The organism is Rhodococcus sp. no. 34, assembly GCF_054589475.1.
In genome coordinates, this window is record NZ_BAAILK010000026.1 from 599,921 (window position 1) to 615,982 (window position 16,062).

The window sequence follows — 16,062 nt, forward strand, 5'->3', positions numbered from 1 at the left end:
GGTTCAGTCGAATTTTGTTGCCAGGAAGAATATTTCAGCAGAACGGTCAAAGTCGGTTCGCCTGGTCGCATCGCACTGCGGCTGGAATGGATCGATGCCGTCGACGGCCTCCGAGCAGTCGAATTCTTCCTGAAGACCGGCGAGGTGGGGCGGTGCACAAGTATGCGCGGATAGGGTGGCTGTAGCGATATTTCCGTGCTGTACCTCCAGTCCGCTGAACCACACCCCTGGCAGCCCGCTGGATTCAGCTTCCTGTGTACCCAAGCGATCCGTAACGTCGAAGTCGATCGCCTGGACGCTGTACATGTCTAGATCCGCGGCCCGCAGGACATGCGATGTCGAGGTCTATGGTTATTGACGCGCCTCGCTCCCGATGTTAGGTGACGGTCCAACCTGCGGCGGGGGCAAGGGCCTCGACGCCATAGCTGCAACGCTCGGCTTCGGCAGATCCTCGGTCAACCGCGCACTCCTGACGGTGCTGAGAGGATCAAAAGTGGGTCGGACAAGCTCTCACGAAACGCATGATTACCTACGGCTGGAAGAGATTCCGGACGAAGGAGAGGCTTTCGGGGAGCGCTGCCCGCATCGTCTCGATATGACCGGTCGGATATGTGCGGAATGTGACTGGCTGGCGGTTGGCGGCGAGTTCGGCCGCGAGTTTCAAAGCCAGCGGTGCCGGCACCATCTCGTCCGTCAGTCCCTGCCCGAGGAACACTGGCCGGTCGTACCCGGTCGTCGGGATCTCCAGCATGCCGCGAGCAGCAGCCAGCACCGCGGGATCGTCGAGGGGCCGGTTCACCAGATCGCCGATCGTGACGTCGCCGAGGCCCGATGCCATGTCCTGGTAGCAGTCGGTTTCGGCTCGGGCCAGGGCATCCGTGCCGCGTGGTGTCAGGTAGCGATCGATGTCGAGATCGGGTCGCGCCGCCCGGAGTCCGGCCAAGAGGTACGAGACGAACACGGTGCTGCCCGTCAGCGGCAAGCGGGGAAAGTCCGGCCCCACGAGTGGTGCAAGGTTCTCCAGATTGGACGGCGCCCCGGTCGCGACCGCGCCCCGGTAGTCCAATTCAGGTGCGTACCGTGTGGCGATCGCTGCCGTGACCATAGCGGCCTGCCCGCCCTGAGACTGTCCGAGTGCCAACCACCGCGGTGAGAGCGACGGTTCGACCGCACGCGCGGCACGCACCATGTCGATCACGCTGTGCGCCGCCGACGGTCCGTCCAGGTACGCGTGGATTCCCGGCGTGCCGAGCCCTACGTAGTCGGTCGCGACGATCGCGTAGCCCTGCGAGAGCCAGTTCGTGAGGTATGGACTGCCGACGGTCCCGGTCACGGTGGGAGCGCACTGGTCGGAAATACCTACAGTGCCGTGAGCCCACGAGATGACCGGCCAGCCGCCTTCGGGTGGATGGCCGGGGGGCAGGAAGAGCGCGCCCGTACTCAACGCGGGCCGGTTCAGCGGTCCTGTGGACCAGTACGTGAGCTTTGATGCGTTGGCTGTGCCGGGAATCCAGAAGGAGTGCGGCAGGGAAGTTGCCGCGGTCACTGTGCCCGGCGTCGTGATTGACGACGGTTCCTGCGCGTGGACGGGCGCGGTCGAAACGGCCGCGGAGGCGAGCGCGATCACCATCAATGCTTGGCCGAGCCGTCGTCGGATCATTGCACCGCTCCCCGGGTTCATCCGCGTGTACGCCGACTACCATTCTGCGCGAACCGGAGGTGCCGGTATACCGGTTCGACCATCTTCGGGTGCCGCCCCTTCAGTCGAGGGGCCAGCGGACCGTGCGCGACGAAGAACTTAAAGCCGAGGTCAGCCGTGTGCGTACCGAGAATTATTCGGTCTACGGCGCACACAAGGTGTGGCTGGAAATGCGTAGTGAGGGCATTGATGTGGCACGGTGCACGATTGATGGGTGTCTTCGGGCTCGAATGCGCACGAAGAGGCATGCCCAAGGGCTACCTCGAGCATGATCGGTCCGTCGACGTTGAGCCAGTGAGGTGGGACTTTGATGCGAGGGTGCTCGAGGCTGCGGTTGGCGAGCGCTTCGCGGCGTTCGAGGCAGGGCAGGTGGTCGTCGACGTGCCGTCGATGTCGAACTACCTACCGATTCGTTCGACGCGCCACGGGGGGATATCCCGCCGCGGCCTGACCTTGATCGCACGAAATTTGTATCCGTCCTGGTCGATGACCGGCTCCCATTCGAAGTCGACCTGCTCTCCGACGACGAGAGCGCTGATCCCTCCGCCGATGCTGAAACTGTCGCCCGGCCGAGCGTTGATGACTTCGTCGGGGTGTAGGGCGCTGTAGAAGGTCCAACAACCGCCCGGAGTGTCCGCGGAGTCGATGACTCCCCAGCCTTCCTCACCATTCCACTTGGTGACGACACCGATCGCTGGGGTGCCGATCGGGGGCGCGATCGTATCGTCGAGGTCGGTGATGTCTAGATCGGTGACCTCGTGAACGGTGCCGTCGGGATCGATATCCCAAGCCCTGAAACCGGGCGGTCCCGGCGGCGTGTGGTCCTCGCCGACTGGCCACGCCTGCACGGTGTGAAAGTCGTAACCGACTGCCGGCTCGTCGAGTTGATTCCACTCGAACTCGACTTCCTGACCTTCGACCAAACCCGGGAACCCGTGGACCACTACAGATGTCCATGAGGTCCAGCTACCGCCCGGAGTGTCTGCGGAGTCGATCACGCCCTGCATGCCCCCCACGTCCCAACTACGTACCACTCCTCGGCTCGTCATGACCTCAGTATGTCCAAGACCACGGTGGCTAATGAGCGGAACCCGAAAGCCTGTCCAGAACGGGCGGAACTGGGGTAACGAATCTGTGGGGTACTTGATCACCTATGCAACCCGGGACCAAAATTGTTTTCCTGCAACACTTCTGAATTTCTTAACGCGGTTCTTTTCGGGAAGTTCGAGAGGGTGATCACGTTGGGTATAAGCATTTTTTCGATGCACACGGTCATCGAAAAATCCGAACGCGTGAACGACCAGGAAGGCGAATAGACATTCACCAACAAAGGCCCGAGGCAGTGGCGAGCATGTTGACCACGACCAGTGTCGACGATACGACCGACAGTGTCGCGAGCACGGCCGCAGTCACGGTGCGGAGACGAAGCGCGCAGACGACGAATGCCCCAGACCATACGGACAACGTCGCGATCACCAGCCATCCGCCACCGGCCATGTCGCGTTCCGCAGGTCCGTCACAGCTCGTGTCGATTGAATCCCACAGACCGAACAACACCAAGGCCGCCGCCACGAGCGTCCAGACCAATGCAAGGAACAACACGCCGATCTTCCGCCAGATGGTCACATCCTGAGCCTGCACGCGCAGCGACACCCGCGAATCCGTACAACTACTCAACGTCGACCGTGGAACTGGTCTCTGCGCACTTTTTCGCAGCGAGCGCCCTATTAACGACCTTGGTGTTCGTTGTGAGCTTGCTGGTGATGGCGATGGTTGCGCTGTCGACGTTCGCAGGGAAGATCCCGACGAGGTTTTCGATGATCCGTGCTTGCAGTGTGAGGTCTCGTTGCACGGCGAAAGAAGGTCCGAAGGCGCCGGTGGCGATCGCGAGCCCGAGCGAGCAAAGCGCCTAGCTGGATACGGGCGGGCCAGAGAAGAAAGTCAGTCATGATCGGGTTTTTCCTTCCAAGGGGTCCCGGTCTGGAGCCTCGCCGGTTGTCGCCGGTGGGGCTCCTGCGTTGTGTGGGTCAGCTCGTTACGCCGCGTTAAGAACCTGAAAACTCGGTGAGCAAACCTTCCTTTCCCAGGTGAAGCGGCGGATTATCGAAGTGGCCGCGCATCTGGTTACCGCGCGGCATGTCGAGCGCGCCTGAAGGCACAACGGGCCGGGAGGTCACATGCTGCTACATCAATCGATCGGGTTGGAGCGCTTCAACGAACTACCGCGGCAGAAGGCAGTTCACGCATTGTTCGAGTGCTGCTGCTCGCTGACGTGGGCCGGGTGGGTCAGCGACGGACGTCCGTTCGCCGACCACGCGGAGATCCTCTCGCGCGCCGAGGACGCGATTCTCAAACTCTCGGACGAGGACGTCGAACGCGCCCTGCAATGCCATCCACCCGTAGGCGTGCGCAAGAACAGCGTGCCGTCCCACCTCGAGCAATGCTCGATCTGGGTTCCGGACGACGCCGTCATGGCAACCATCTATCGCGCCGGCGAGGAGTACGAGCGGAACTTCGGCTTCCGGTATCTGTGGTGTTCGCACGGCCACGACGCCGACGACCTGCTCGAGAACATCGGCCAGCGCATGTCCAACGAACGGTCCGTCGAGCGCAAGGTCTGCGTCGACGAGCTCGCCAAGATCACGCGGACGAGGATCGAGCGCATGCTGGGACCCGAGGACGGCTATCCCGAGTACTGAAAAGAAAAGCGGGTGCAGCGCTTTCGCGCCGCACCCGCTTTCATGCTCTGAATCGATCAGAGATCGAACTCGGCCGGAGAAATTCCGACTGCAAAACACATGTCGCGTACGACGCCGCGCTCGTGCTCGTCGAAGTTGCCGTCCGCGCCGCCGATGATGATGCCGATCTGGATGACCGCGCGGGCCTGATCCTGCTTCGACTTGAGCTTGGCGATGGTCGCGGTTGCCTCGACCTTGCCGAACTCGTAGTCCGAGGACAGCTTGCTGCAGTACCAGTCGAACTGCTCACGAAGCTCGTCCGGCGGGAAGACCGCGAGCGACTCGTTGCTCATGATCAGCGCGGCGGTCTTCTGACGCTCCGACGGATCGATCGAACCGTCTGCGGCGGCGATCAACGCGCACATTGCCATGCTCGCGTTCTTGAATTCCTTGTTCTGGAACTGGCTGGTCTTTGTCTTGAGCTGGCCGTTCATCTCCTGAGCCTTAGCCTTCAACTGATCCCAGAATGCCATGAGTCTCCTCGAGTATTGCCGCCACACACCGCGCGTGGTCGTACCACCACTCTGCCTGTGTGCTCGGCAATCCGCCATCGGCCGCTAGGTGCGGTCGAACACTGCCAGAATTCGCGACTCGGAGATCGGGTCGAGCACGTCCGGGGTGAAGTGCCATTGCGTGCGGGTCCACGGATCGTGAACCTCCGTCTGCCCTGCTGCCGAAAGATGTTGGCACCCCTCGGACAGTGCGGCGACGGATTCTTCCGCGAAGTTCGACTCGTCCTCTCCGACAATCAGTATGGACAAACCGATTGCCGGCCCGCGTTCGGCGAGGAACATGATGGTCTGTGCGTCTTCGGCGGAGTATCCGTGCGGGAAATCGCTGAGGATCAACAGGCGCAGGGAACTCGGCCCGTCGGCGACGCCACTCATTCGCGCGAGTTCGCCCATGTCGACGGCCTCGGCCAGTGCCCGCAAGCGCGCCGAGATCTCGGTGTGAGCGGTGATGACCGGCCCCGCGAGCATCGGTGCCAGTCGGTCGGTCAGTGGCGTGAGCGAGCCGGTCAGGTCGACGACGTCGAGTAGCGGCATCGGGCCGGCGGCCATGACGCGCACGGTGACGGCACTGATCAGACCGAGCGCTGCTTTGCTCGACGTACTGTCCACCCAGATCGGCCGGCGCAATGGCAACGGGACGCAGTACGGAACGGTGAGTGTGCCGCGGTCCGGAGCCGACAGCTCGCCAAGACGCATTCCGTCGCTGACGGCTGTGATCTGGGCCGGATCGGTTGTACCCGCCCACGACACCGACTTCCACGACGCCATCGACCGTGGGAGCACGCCGTCGATCACACCGAGTTCGTGCGCAAGCTGAGCGCTGTCGCGGGCGTGGTTGTCCCGTGCGAGTGAGACGAGGTCGTCGTGACGCTTCTGTGCGGCATCGCGCGCCGCCACTCCCGCTGCCGAGTTCCGCAACGACGGATCTGCGACGGCTGCGGTCAGATCCTCGTCCAAACGGGCAAGCGCGTACTCACTGCTGGAGACGAAGGAAGCGGCAGAACGCGAGGCGTCCTCGAAGATCATCCACGCGCGCTCTAGGCCTCGGCCCACCTCCAACGGCTCCACGGCGGAGTCCCACGCGGGCGCGGCTGTCGGGGCTGGTTGTGCCGGCTCGTCGTCGACCTCGACGCCGTGCACCGAGATCAGTTCCGCCAGACCACCCGCATAGCCCTGCCCTACGGCCCGGATCTTCCAGGCACCGGACTTTCGGTACAGCTCCCAGCAGATGACCGCTGTCTCGGTACCTGCGGTGGGGATCGCGAATTCGGCCAGGACCGAACCGGATTGATCGCTCAGGGTGGCGGAGAGCCCGGCCGTGCGAAAGGCTCCCGCGGCCGTCGCTGCCGGATCCACGCTCACGATGCACAACACCGCTGCCGCATCGGGGTGAAGTCGATCGAGTTCCACCCGGATGCCACTCTCGTCGAGTTGCACTCCAGCGGTGGACGGTTGGTTGTAGAAAACGAAGTCCGCGGACGTCAATGCCCGCAGGTTCGCGTCCGCTACCAGCGCCGACACGTCGAACGGCGTCTGGCTCTCGGCTCGAAACGTCACCACGGGCGCCTGCAGCGGCGCGTTCTGTCCGGGAACAAAAGTCATACCCACAGCAGCGAACTATGCCATGACCGGGCTCTCTCGGTCAGCCTTGCACGTCCGCCACCACTAGATCGGCCACCGCGGTCATCCCAGCGTCCGTGAAGTGCAAGCGCTGCGCCGTCGACTCCGAGAACAGGCCTTCGAACCAACGCTGATCTGCACTCGCACATGCGTCGTGCCCGCCGGCGATGCTCGCCGCCGCAATGTCGACAGTGCGCACACCGTGGGCGTGGGCGACCTCGTCGAACTTCGTGTTGTAGCGAGCGAAGTAGTCCATGAACCAGGATGCGTCGGCGTCTGAGAACGGAATGTTCGGCCAGCATCCGCGAGAGGAGATCATGCCGCCCTCTCCGATCAGGTAGATGCGAGCGTTCGGCGCGCGCTGCGTGACCGCGGTCAGGATGCGATCCAATTCTCCGGCAGCCCGGTCGATTCCGGATTGGGCGACGGAATTCGCGAGCGGGTCGTACCGGCATCCACGATCGGTTCCTGGCCCCGGAGCGACGCACAGGGGGCCGAGGAAGATGCTGTTGGAGTCGTTGCCGCCGATCGAGATGGTGATCAGGTCGGTGTCCGGGTGAACGGCATCGAGTTGGACAGGCCAGTAGTTCGGAATCAGCTGTGGAGTGTCGATGATGTTCTCGGCGCGTGCCGCGCTGCAAGAGACGTCGGCGAACTCCGCGACCTCGAGTGCCCGAGAGATCTTGCCCGCGAAGTTCTCGTACGAACGCGAACAGGCGTCGGGGTACATCGGTTCCAGCCTTGGGCCGGAGGCGCGGGAGTCACCGAGGGCGACGTACTTGATCCCGGTGCCGGATACACCTGACAGCGTTTCCGACTGCGGCACCGAAGCCTGCGCGATTCCGGTGCTCACGAGCGCCAGCACAACGCCTGCGACGGCCGCCGCCCGACCGAGAAGTTTCCCTCGAATGATCATCTACTGTGCCAAGTCCTCTCGCGCACGGCCGCTCGACTGACGGCTCGACATGCCGCATGAGGTTAACGCACAGAGGGGGAAACGATGTCCGGTTCGACGGACGGCGATCGAAATCACCTACCGCCGAACCGGATTCATCTCGACTATGCAGTCTCGACTCAAGCAGTGAGGAAACGGCCCAGCTGCGGCGCAGCTTCTCCTGCGTGCTTGGCCTGGATACCTTCACCGATGGCCTGCAGCTTCCATTCACCGTTCACGCGGTACACCTTTGCCATCACCATTCCGGTGAAAGCCATGCCGCCCTGGAGCGTGTATCGAGCGAGCTCGGAGTTGGTGGTGCTGTCCACGAGACGGCAGAAAGCGTTGGAGACCTGCTCGAACGTGTGTCCGCGGTACGAGGTCACGGTGAAGATCACGGTGGTCACGTGAGCCGGGACCCGCTGCAGATCGACGAGCATGACCTCGTCGTCGCCGTCTCCGTCGCCGGTCAGGTTGTCACCCATGTGACGGACCGAGCCGTCCTTGGACGTCAACTGACCGTAGTAGCAGACGTCGACGAGGTTGCCGTCGGCGTACAGGAGTGCCGAAGCGTCGAGGTCGACGTCGGCGGTACGGCTTCCGAACAGGCCGCTCTTCTTGATCGGATCCCAACCCAGACCCATCTGGATCATGGTGAGCGCGACGCCGCCCTCCTTGCGGAGTGTGACCTTCTGTCCCTTGGTCAGGCTGACGGGGCGTCCCTTGACCAGGCTCACCTCGGGCTGCTGCGCCGGCGGCTGGTTCTGCACGGAGGCGCCGGGGGTGCCTGGTTGTACGTCGGCTGCTGGTTGTACGTCGGCTGCTGGTTGTACGCAGGCTGCTGCGCCGGCGGGTAGGCCGGCGGCGTCGGTCCCTGGTTGTAGGCAGGCGGCTGGTTGTACGCGGGCGGGGCCGGCGGAACCGGCGGCGCGTTGTACGAAGGCTGCTGCTGCGGCTGGTTGTACGCCGGCGGTGTAGGAGCGACGGACGAGGGCGGGGTGATCGGCGCCGGAGCCGCGACCGGAGTGGGCGGCGGCGGCGCGGGCGCATCGTCGACCGACACACCGTGATCGGTGACCAGCGCGGCAAATCCACCCGCGTACCCCTGGCCGACGGCGCGCACCTTCCACGCACCCTGCCGTCGGTACACCTCGAGCGCGATGACGATGGACTCGGTGGTGAGGCCGTCGATCACGTACTCGTACAACACATTCCCGGCCGCATCGGAGACCCGAGCGGTCGGTGCAGCAGTGCGCCCGAAGTTCGACGAAGCGTCGTCGAGCGTGATGACGGCGCGAACCTGCTCGATATCGGCGGGTACGCCGGCGAGTGAGACTCGGAGTGAGGCAATGCCACCCGGGTTGGGTACCAATTGCACGCCGGGTCCGGTCGGCTGGTTGAAGAAGACGAAGTCGGCGTCGGAACGAACTTTTCCGTTGCTCGTCACGAGGAGTGCAGACAGGTCAGCGGCCGCAGCCAGCTGAACCGAGACAACTACATCCGAGACGTCCAGCGGGCCGTTCTGCCCTTTGGCAAGCGATACAGACAACTAAATCCCCTTCATAGAGAGCGTGTATTACCCGAGCGCGGAAGAGAACCACCGCAAGATCTCCGCGCTCGCTGCGATACCGGACCTTTCTGTCACAGTAACGGTCGGCCGTTGCCAATTCAGTTCTTCCAGCTCACCGTGCCTGGGCCTGATCGCGAAATCGGAGTATTCGAGCATGTCCGCATCCAATGCGCCGTCACCAGCCGAGATCACGACGGCGGACTGATCCAGATCACCCGACTCGACCAGTCTGCGGCGCACCTCTGCCAGCGCTCGTGACTTCGAGACCGCGTCGGGCATCGTGTAGATCTTGCGGCCTTGACGCGAGACATTCCAGCCCCGCGTCACGCACCACCCATTCCATTCGGTTTCGAAATCACTCGGCATCACGGCCAGATCGACGACCAGGTATGGAAACAGGTCGTCGGCAACACGAATGGAGCTGACCCAACTCGAGTCGATCCGCGATTCCAGTTCCGCCTGAACCTGCGGCAACTCGGCGCCGGACTTACGGGTCGAACGGTCGATCTCGTTTCGCCAGTCGCGATCGGCCTCGCCGTCTACGAGGATGTTTCCGCCGTTGCTCGTGATCGCGTACTTCCACGGTCCGCCGGGAAGATCGATCCGCTGGAACTGCGCAATGGTCCTGGTCGTCGTCGGAATTACCGGAACCCGCGAGCTGAGCGCGGTCAGCAGTTCGATCGATTCGACGCTCATGTGCGAGAGCGGACCGCCGTTGTAGTACTCGACGCACAGCGGGCTCGGTGCCGAATCCAGGTCGGAGCCACTGGGATCGCCGCCGATCGCGGCCTGCGAATAGATCATCGTGCGATCCAGATCCGTGGCGATCAGGACCTGGGACGCAGCGGTGTCCACACGGCTCACGTGATGTCCTTGATCAGGCCGACACACGAGTAGGCGAGATCCGGGACGACCTCGACCGGGACCCCACGGGCCTGTGCCAACAACCGGATGTGTGCGTGCTCCGGGGCTTCGAGTTCGCGCACCAGAACCTTCCAGGGAAGCCGGCGCAGCAGCACCCTGGTTGTTTCTCCGACACCGGGTTTGACGAAGTTGACCGTCGAGATCCCGTACTCGGCCTGCACCTTCTCCACCGACTCCCAACCGGCCCAGGTCGGCGTCCGATCGGAATCGAGCACTGCAGCAAGAGAATCCGCTGCGTCGCCGCGAACCGAATCGAACTCGGCCGAGACCACGTCGAGCAACCTGTTGGAAACGTCGACGTCGGCGAGGTCGGCGTAGAACTTGGCGCCGTGGAAATCGCCGGGCCCGATGAGGGTGTCGTTGAGGACAGTTCGTGAGACCAAGCCGGACACCGTCGAATTGAGGCACGCCGACGCGATCAGGAAGTCGTCACGGGTCCCGTACGTTCGCACGCAGTGTCCGGGGTCGGCGAGAACAGCCAGATCGGAGTCGAACTTCGCTCCGCCTGCCTCGTGGTACTCCGTCAACGCTGCGTCGAGTTCGCGGGCGATGGCGCCCTTGCCCGTCCAGCCGTCGACGAAGACGACGTTCTCCGAGTCGTGATGGTGCGCAAGATAATCGAGTGCGACGGAATCGATTCCTTTGCCACGGACGATGGACACCGCATAGTGCGGCAACGTCAACCCGCGGGTCTGCTGGGCCCAGCGCCGCATCAGAATCCCGATCGGTGTTCCGGCCCGGGCGAGTGAGACCAGCGTGATGTCACTCCCCCGCTCGGCCAAGACCAGGTCCATCACGGTCCCGACAGCGCGCGCCAACCGTGGAGCGCTCTCGGCGAGCACCGTCTCGAAAAGATCCCGGTATGCCTGATCGGGTTGGTACTCGATGGGGAGAGACTCGGCATAGTGCGCCTCACCCGACTGAATACGCTTCTCGCGCACGGATACATCCGCTTCGAGATCCACGTGCGAGAGATCCTTGAGCAGCCACTTCACTTCGCCCGGCGCGTACGAACCGAATTCGGGCCCGACCAATGGTTCGTTCATGACGAGCTCCCTGCTCTGGAATCTCGCAGCGCCGACGGATCGGCCCCGCGAACGGTGGCGACCAGGACGTCGGTGCCGGAGTTCCGCAACACCTCGACCACTCCGTCCATCGCCGTCAACCGATCGGTGTCGGCGGGCTCGTCGATGACCAGCAACGCAAGGGCGTCGACCGCCGCATCAGGCCACTGCGCGTTGTAGACGTATCGGGGTTCGTTCTCGCCCAGTTCGGGCGCCGAAAAGGTGAACCCGCGACGCAGCGGGTATCCCGGCACGTCAACGACGTAGGCGGGTGAACGCGTCGTGGTCTGGTAACGAACTGCTCGCCCAGAGCTTTCCAAGCCCGCAGCGATGCGCAGTGGCAGGTACATCAACTCCTCGTGACCGATCACGATCACAGCACGCGACGCGTCGATCGACGATCCGAGAATGGACACCGCTGCCTCGACGGCTGACTCGAATGCCGCGGTGTCGCCATCGAGAAAGCCATGCCTGCCACCGTCGGGGACATGTGCCGGCCACGGCAGATCGATCCGTGCCAGCGTGCCACGGCGGTCACCGATCGGATTGAGATCCGGAGCATCCAGCGCCGTGACGCGCTCGGTCAGGCCGTCGGGCAGGACCGTCGAACCCGAAGCGAGAGAGACGTAGTCGATTCGTACATTCAACTCTGCCGCCGCGGCTTCGCCGGCGACTCGGTGTTCCTCGGTTCTCATGTCCACCAGCGAGGCCACGACGTAGCGGCTTCGCGGGCATTGCCCGTGCAGCGCCCGGATGGCATCGATCGCGGTGGCGCCGGTGGAGATCTCGTCGTCGACGAGGACCAGAGGCAGGTCGTTCTCGAACAGTTCGGCGGACGTCGGCTGCATCAGATGGCTCGTGGCGTGCGAGTGCCCCTCCTCGAATCCGGCGAGCGTCGTAGCCCCTGGTACGTCTCGGCGCGTGGAGTGCAGGTAGCAGTGAGCGTGCAGGCGAGCTGCGACGCAGTGGCCCAAACCTGTTGCGGTTTCGGCAAACCCGAGAACGACGACGTCGACACCCTCACCGAGGGTTGTCCGCACCAGATCGCCGAGGTCGTCGGCAGCGCCGATGACCACGGACGGCTCGGTGGGCACGTGCTTTCCCAGCACGGTGGACACCAGCAGATGAGCGCGACGCGGATTCCGCCGAAGTCCCGGGATCACCAGATCGGGCACCGAATGCCCGAGTGACGAATCACCGTGAACGAGGTCCAAGCCGAATTCTGCTGTAGCCCAGGGAACGTCCTTGGACTGGACAAGCTCTGTCATCGATCGACCAACGCCGTCAGCAACTCGACGAACGTGATTCCCTTGTTGGTCACACCGAACACGTGAGCTCGGAGCGCAGTCTGATGGGCCCAATTGCGGTGCGGCTTCATCTCGTTCATCTTGTTCCGGTAGCCGGACGCCTGAACTCCCCCGGCGTCGGCACCGAGAATGTCGAGGGCATCGTGATATTCCTCGTGCGTGACAGCGGACAGTGCATTGACCGCTGCGACGTGCGACGGGTGGATGACCGTCTTGCCCTGGATTCCGTTGGCTCGGTCCAGCGCGATCTCACGGAGCAGACCGTCGAGGTCGCGGCTGACGAGATGCTGACGGAACCGGACGGCGTCGTGTTCCTCGAACGGGGTGGCGCGCAGCATCGGCCGGAACATGCGTTCGTGATCGGCGAAGTACTCCCACACGGGCCCGGTGATGACAAAACCCGAACCGTCCGCGCGCCCGAGATAGTTGACGATGTCGGCGATGACGTCGACCACCACGCGCACGTCGTAGATGGTCAGATCGCGGTCACGACGGATGCCGAAAGTGCTGCACATGTCGGTGGCGCCGATGCGGACGGCAAGGATTCGATCGCGGTGTTGCGCGAGAATCCCACTGATGGTGCGCAATTCGAGATCGCGAGTATCGCGGTGCACAAGCGCGGGTGATTCGAGTACCGGCATCGCGTAGAGATGCTTGCCCAGCAACTCGGATGCGTCCGCGACGGCGTCGAGGAACACAGGGCCGGACTCGCTGCCGAACTTCGGGATGACGAACCCGGTGAGCGCGGCGCGCCCCTCGGTCAACGACGCGGCGACCTTGTGGATGTCCGCGACTTCACGAACCCGCACGAACAGCAGCATGCCGACGGCGTCGGTGGACGCGATCTTGTCGAGAGCGTCAACCGCGTTCGCTCGCGCTGACTCCACCTCGTGATCCGCGACGGCGTCCTCGAGATCGAGCACCATCGAGCTGACGCCCTCGGACGCACGCTTGACCACGATGTCGGCCAACCCGGCCCGGGTGGCAGGAACGTAGAGAGTTGCACCCAGAGCAATCGCGAGCAGATCCCTCTCGTCGGAATCCGCGAACGATCGAGGCGCATGCAGGAACAGTTGCTCCCGCACGTCATCCTCGAGATGTTGAAAGTGCTGCATTTCTCTTCTCTCTGTAACCGCAATCAAGTCCATGAAACGACCCCCTGTGACAACGCGTCGGGCAACTCCGATCCCCCGATCGGCCCGACCATTCAGTTTTTGCCGGCTCGCGCCCGCATCTTCTCGACAACTTCGGTGATGAACGTCGATACCGAGTCCAGCTGTAATACATACGACCAGTAGTCCGGATGAGTTCCCGACAGTGACGCACTCGCTCGCTCGATCCTTGCTAGTTGAGCATCGAGTACGGAGCCCCACTCCGCCACCAACCCTTGGTTAACAGCGAACATCTGGGCGTCTTTCAGCCGGAAACGAACCTCACGTTCCTTTTGGCTCGGATCTGCCCGAACTGCACGCAGAGTAGCGAGACGGTCCGTCACGGCGTCGGCACACGCTTCGGCGTCGGCGAGGTGCACGCGGGCTTCGGCCATCAAAGCCAGTGCATGTTCGGGGTTTCCCGCAGCCAGCGACTGCTTCGCTTCCTTGAGATCGATGTCGGCCTGATCGATATGCGCTCGGCTGCGACTGCTGTTGTCGACGAGGTCAGCGGAACTCGCGGCGTTGAACTCGCGCAGCAATGCGGAGTACGCCGGATCCAGGCGGTCCACTCGAGTGCGCACTGCCGACAACCTGGTCGAGACCGAGGAAATCGTCATCTCGGCACGGTGCTGGGTCGACGGGGCTTCTGCCAATGCTTCCTCGAGCGCCGATACCGCTTCGCGGACACTCTCGGCCCGCGTGCGGACTGCGTCGGCGCGACCGGATGAGCGCGCATTGTCGAGCGCTGCAACCGCGTCGTCGAGGTGTTCGGAGGCCGTCACCACCGACGGGTACTCGCGATAGCGCTGATCGGTGGCAGCCAGTTTTTCCCGGACGGCGTTCGCCAGGGTTCGGGCCTGCTGGCCGAGGACGGGAATGGCGGACATCGTGACCGTCGCCTGCTCGAGGTGCGCACGATGCCCGTTGTAGAAGGCGTCGACGCCCTTCGCCGCCTCGACGAGTTCGGCTACCGACTTTTCGAACGCCGCCCGAGCACCGTTCGGGTTCTGGTGAAGTACCTGATCGTTGCCATAGCGCTCGGATGTGTCGAGGTAGTCCGACGCAGCCTGGAAGCACCGATCCCGAACGGGTTCCCACGCAGCGCGCAGCCCTCGCTCGGGGTACAGCTCGGCGGAAGCGTCGACTGCTGCCGACGCGATGGTCTGCCGCTTGTCCATGTCGAGGAACGCCGAAACCATGGCCGTCTGCGCCTCCCGCGCACGACTGACCGACTCCCCCACTCTTGCCCCCCGATTGAAGCGCTCCGACCATCTTCCCACCACGATTGAATCCTACGGGTCCAGCACTTCGCTTCTCGGTTCGTAATTCTGCTGTTACGGCGAACACACCGGAACTGCGGTTAGGGTGGTGGAGGTAAACACACTCCCAAGACGACTTCGCGTCGTAGTGGGCCTTGTCTCTCCTCTTGAAAGGACCCCTGAATGGGCGTCAGCTTGACCAAAGGCGGCAATGTCTCTCTCACGAAGGAGGCCCCGAACCTGACTGCAGTGGTCGTCGGCCTGGGCTGGGACGCACGTTCCACCACCGGAGCTGCTTTCGACCTCGACGCCAGCGCAATCGGCGCAGGCTCGAACAAGAAGGTCCTCTCCGACCAGCACTTCATCTTCTTCAACAACCTCCGTTCGCCCGACGGCTCGATCGAGCACAAGGGTGACAACACGGACGGCGAAGGCGAAGGCGACGACGAGCAGATCGACGTGAACCTCGCAGCGGTTCCTGCCGAGGTCGAGAGCGTTGTCTTCCCCGTTTCGATCTACGACGCAGAAGCTCGCTCGCAGTCCTTCGGCCAGGTCCGCAACGCGTACATCCGCGTCGTCGACAAGTCGAACGGCAACGAGCTCGCTCGTTACGACCTCTCCGAGGACGCTTCCACCGAGACCGCCATGGTCTTCGGTGAGCTGTACCGCAACGGTGCAGAGTGGAAGTTCCGCGCAATCGGCCAGGGCTACGCGTCCGGCCTCGCGGGCATCGCGCGCGATTACGGCGTCAACGTCTGATCTTCGCTCTCGACGAGCTGACTCGGGGAAGGTTCCGCAGTAGTCTGTGGAACCCTCCCCGTTTTCACGTTCGGATGCGGTGAGAGACCGCTTGCAGTAACCACTCTGCATTGACCAACTAGAAAGGGCCACGCTCCGTGGTACTGCGAATATTCGGTTTATCCATCGCAATTTCGATCCTCGCGATGATCGTTGCGTTCATCTACGGCGGACCCGAGGCACTGTTCCTCGTCATCATCCTGTCGATTCTGGAAATCTCGCTTTCCTTCGACAACGCCGTCATCAACGCCACTGTTCTGCAAAGAATGAGTGAATTCTGGCAGAAGATCTTCCTCACCATCGGCGTCATCATCGCCGTCTTCGGTATGCGTCTGGTGTTCCCGCTCGTGATCGTCTGGGCTGCATCCGGTCTCGGACCCGTAGCTGCACTCGACCTCGCACTGAACCCGCCTGCGGACGACGCCGCGTACTTCGCCAACGGCGAGCCGAGCTACGAAACCATCCTCACCGACGCTCACCCGC

At 63.3% G+C, this 16,062-nt stretch carries 16 protein-coding genes and 1 pseudogene; 4 read left to right on the plus strand and 13 right to left on the minus strand.

The genetic code is table 11. The features are described 5' to 3' along the window. Window positions 1–3 precede the first annotated feature (3 nt). The gene (locus tag ACYP01_RS11925) at window positions 4–306 is read right to left on the minus strand and encodes a hypothetical protein (RefSeq protein ID WP_459680138.1); all 303 of its coding nucleotides are present in this window, start codon (window positions 304–306) and stop codon (window positions 4–6) included. 223 nt (window positions 307–529) lie between these two features. Then, a complete protein-coding gene (locus tag ACYP01_RS11930) occupies window positions 530–1,660 on the minus strand; it encodes a lipase family protein (RefSeq protein WP_459680141.1) in 1,131 nt (376 codons plus the stop codon). Between ACYP01_RS11930 and ACYP01_RS11935 the strand changes: the two genes are divergently transcribed. Next, window positions 1,633–1,971, plus strand: a complete 339-nt coding sequence (locus ACYP01_RS11935; RefSeq protein ID WP_459680144.1) for an IS3 family transposase — start codon at window positions 1,633–1,635, stop codon at window positions 1,969–1,971. The genes ACYP01_RS11930 and ACYP01_RS11935 overlap by 28 nt on opposite strands. Window positions 1,972–2,097: 126 nt before the next feature. Here ACYP01_RS11935 and ACYP01_RS11940 read toward each other — a convergent pair whose 3' ends face one another. Together ACYP01_RS11940 and ACYP01_RS11945 are read right to left on the minus strand one after the other, a co-directional pair. Next, window positions 2,098–2,748 (minus strand): hypothetical protein, encoded by a 651-nt coding sequence (locus ACYP01_RS11940; protein WP_459680146.1) that lies wholly within the window; start codon window positions 2,746–2,748, stop codon window positions 2,098–2,100. Between the two features lie 271 nt (window positions 2,749–3,019). Then, window positions 3,020–3,352, minus strand: coding sequence for a hypothetical protein (locus ACYP01_RS11945; protein ID WP_020968326.1), 333 nt, complete (start codon window positions 3,350–3,352; stop codon window positions 3,020–3,022). A 524-nt stretch (window positions 3,353–3,876) separates the two neighbouring features. Between ACYP01_RS11945 and ACYP01_RS11950 the strand changes: the two genes are divergently transcribed. Next, the gene (locus ACYP01_RS11950; RefSeq protein ID WP_459680149.1) at window positions 3,877–4,398 is read left to right on the plus strand and encodes a 2-oxo-4-hydroxy-4-carboxy-5-ureidoimidazoline decarboxylase; all 522 of its coding nucleotides are present in this window, start codon (window positions 3,877–3,879) and stop codon (window positions 4,396–4,398) included. Window positions 4,399–4,454: 56 nt separating this feature from the next. Here the strand turns inward: ACYP01_RS11950 and ACYP01_RS11955 are convergent, their stop codons facing one another. From ACYP01_RS11955 to ACYP01_RS11995, 9 genes and pseudogenes are all read right to left on the minus strand, one after another. Next, complete coding sequence (locus tag ACYP01_RS11955) at window positions 4,455–4,910, minus strand: tellurite resistance TerB family protein (protein WP_003941110.1); 456 nt, start codon at window positions 4,908–4,910, stop codon at window positions 4,455–4,457. An 84-nt stretch (window positions 4,911–4,994) separates the two neighbouring features. Further along, window positions 4,995–6,551 (minus strand): TerD family protein, encoded by a 1,557-nt coding sequence (locus tag ACYP01_RS11960; protein WP_083745009.1) that lies wholly within the window; start codon window positions 6,549–6,551, stop codon window positions 4,995–4,997. 40 nt (window positions 6,552–6,591) lie between these two features. Continuing rightward, entirely contained in the window at window positions 6,592–7,485 is an 894-nt protein-coding gene (locus tag ACYP01_RS11965; protein ID WP_047269678.1) for an SGNH/GDSL hydrolase family protein, read from the minus strand. Window positions 7,486–7,643: 158 nt separating this feature from the next. Then, window positions 7,644–9,052: pseudogene (locus tag ACYP01_RS11970) on the minus strand (TerD family protein). A gap of 27 nt (window positions 9,053–9,079) precedes the next feature. Beyond that, a complete protein-coding gene (locus tag ACYP01_RS11975) occupies window positions 9,080–9,937 on the minus strand; it encodes a hypothetical protein (RefSeq protein WP_007727039.1) in 858 nt (285 codons plus the stop codon). Further along, window positions 9,934–11,043, minus strand: a complete 1,110-nt coding sequence (locus ACYP01_RS11980) for a cysteine protease StiP family protein (RefSeq protein ID WP_003941082.1) — start codon at window positions 11,041–11,043, stop codon at window positions 9,934–9,936. The genes ACYP01_RS11975 and ACYP01_RS11980 overlap by 4 nt, the downstream gene beginning before the upstream one ends. After that, window positions 11,040–12,329 (minus strand): phosphoribosyltransferase family protein, encoded by a 1,290-nt coding sequence (locus tag ACYP01_RS11985; RefSeq protein WP_050655990.1) that lies wholly within the window; start codon window positions 12,327–12,329, stop codon window positions 11,040–11,042. Before ACYP01_RS11985 ends, ACYP01_RS11980 begins: the two co-directional genes overlap by 4 nt. After that, window positions 12,326–13,483 carry an HpcH/HpaI aldolase/citrate lyase family protein gene (locus ACYP01_RS11990; RefSeq protein ID WP_042950575.1) on the minus strand — a complete coding sequence of 386 codons (1,158 nt, stop codon included), beginning with the start codon at window positions 13,481–13,483 and terminating at the stop codon, window positions 12,326–12,328. Before ACYP01_RS11990 ends, ACYP01_RS11985 begins: the two co-directional genes overlap by 4 nt. 92 nt (window positions 13,484–13,575) lie before the next feature. After that, the gene (locus ACYP01_RS11995; protein ID WP_007727045.1) at window positions 13,576–14,721 is read right to left on the minus strand and encodes a hypothetical protein; all 1,146 of its coding nucleotides are present in this window, start codon (window positions 14,719–14,721) and stop codon (window positions 13,576–13,578) included. A gap of 243 nt (window positions 14,722–14,964) precedes the next feature. Here ACYP01_RS11995 and ACYP01_RS12000 point away from each other — a divergent pair, with 243 nt between their 5' ends. Both ACYP01_RS12000 and ACYP01_RS12005 read left to right on the plus strand, forming a co-directional pair. Next, a complete protein-coding gene (locus ACYP01_RS12000; protein WP_003941199.1) occupies window positions 14,965–15,540 on the plus strand; it encodes a TerD family protein in 576 nt (191 codons plus the stop codon). A 137-nt stretch (window positions 15,541–15,677) separates the two neighbouring features. Next, window positions 15,678–16,062: DUF475 domain-containing protein (locus tag ACYP01_RS12005; RefSeq protein WP_459680157.1), on the plus strand; the 385-nt coding region annotated here is incomplete at its 3' end.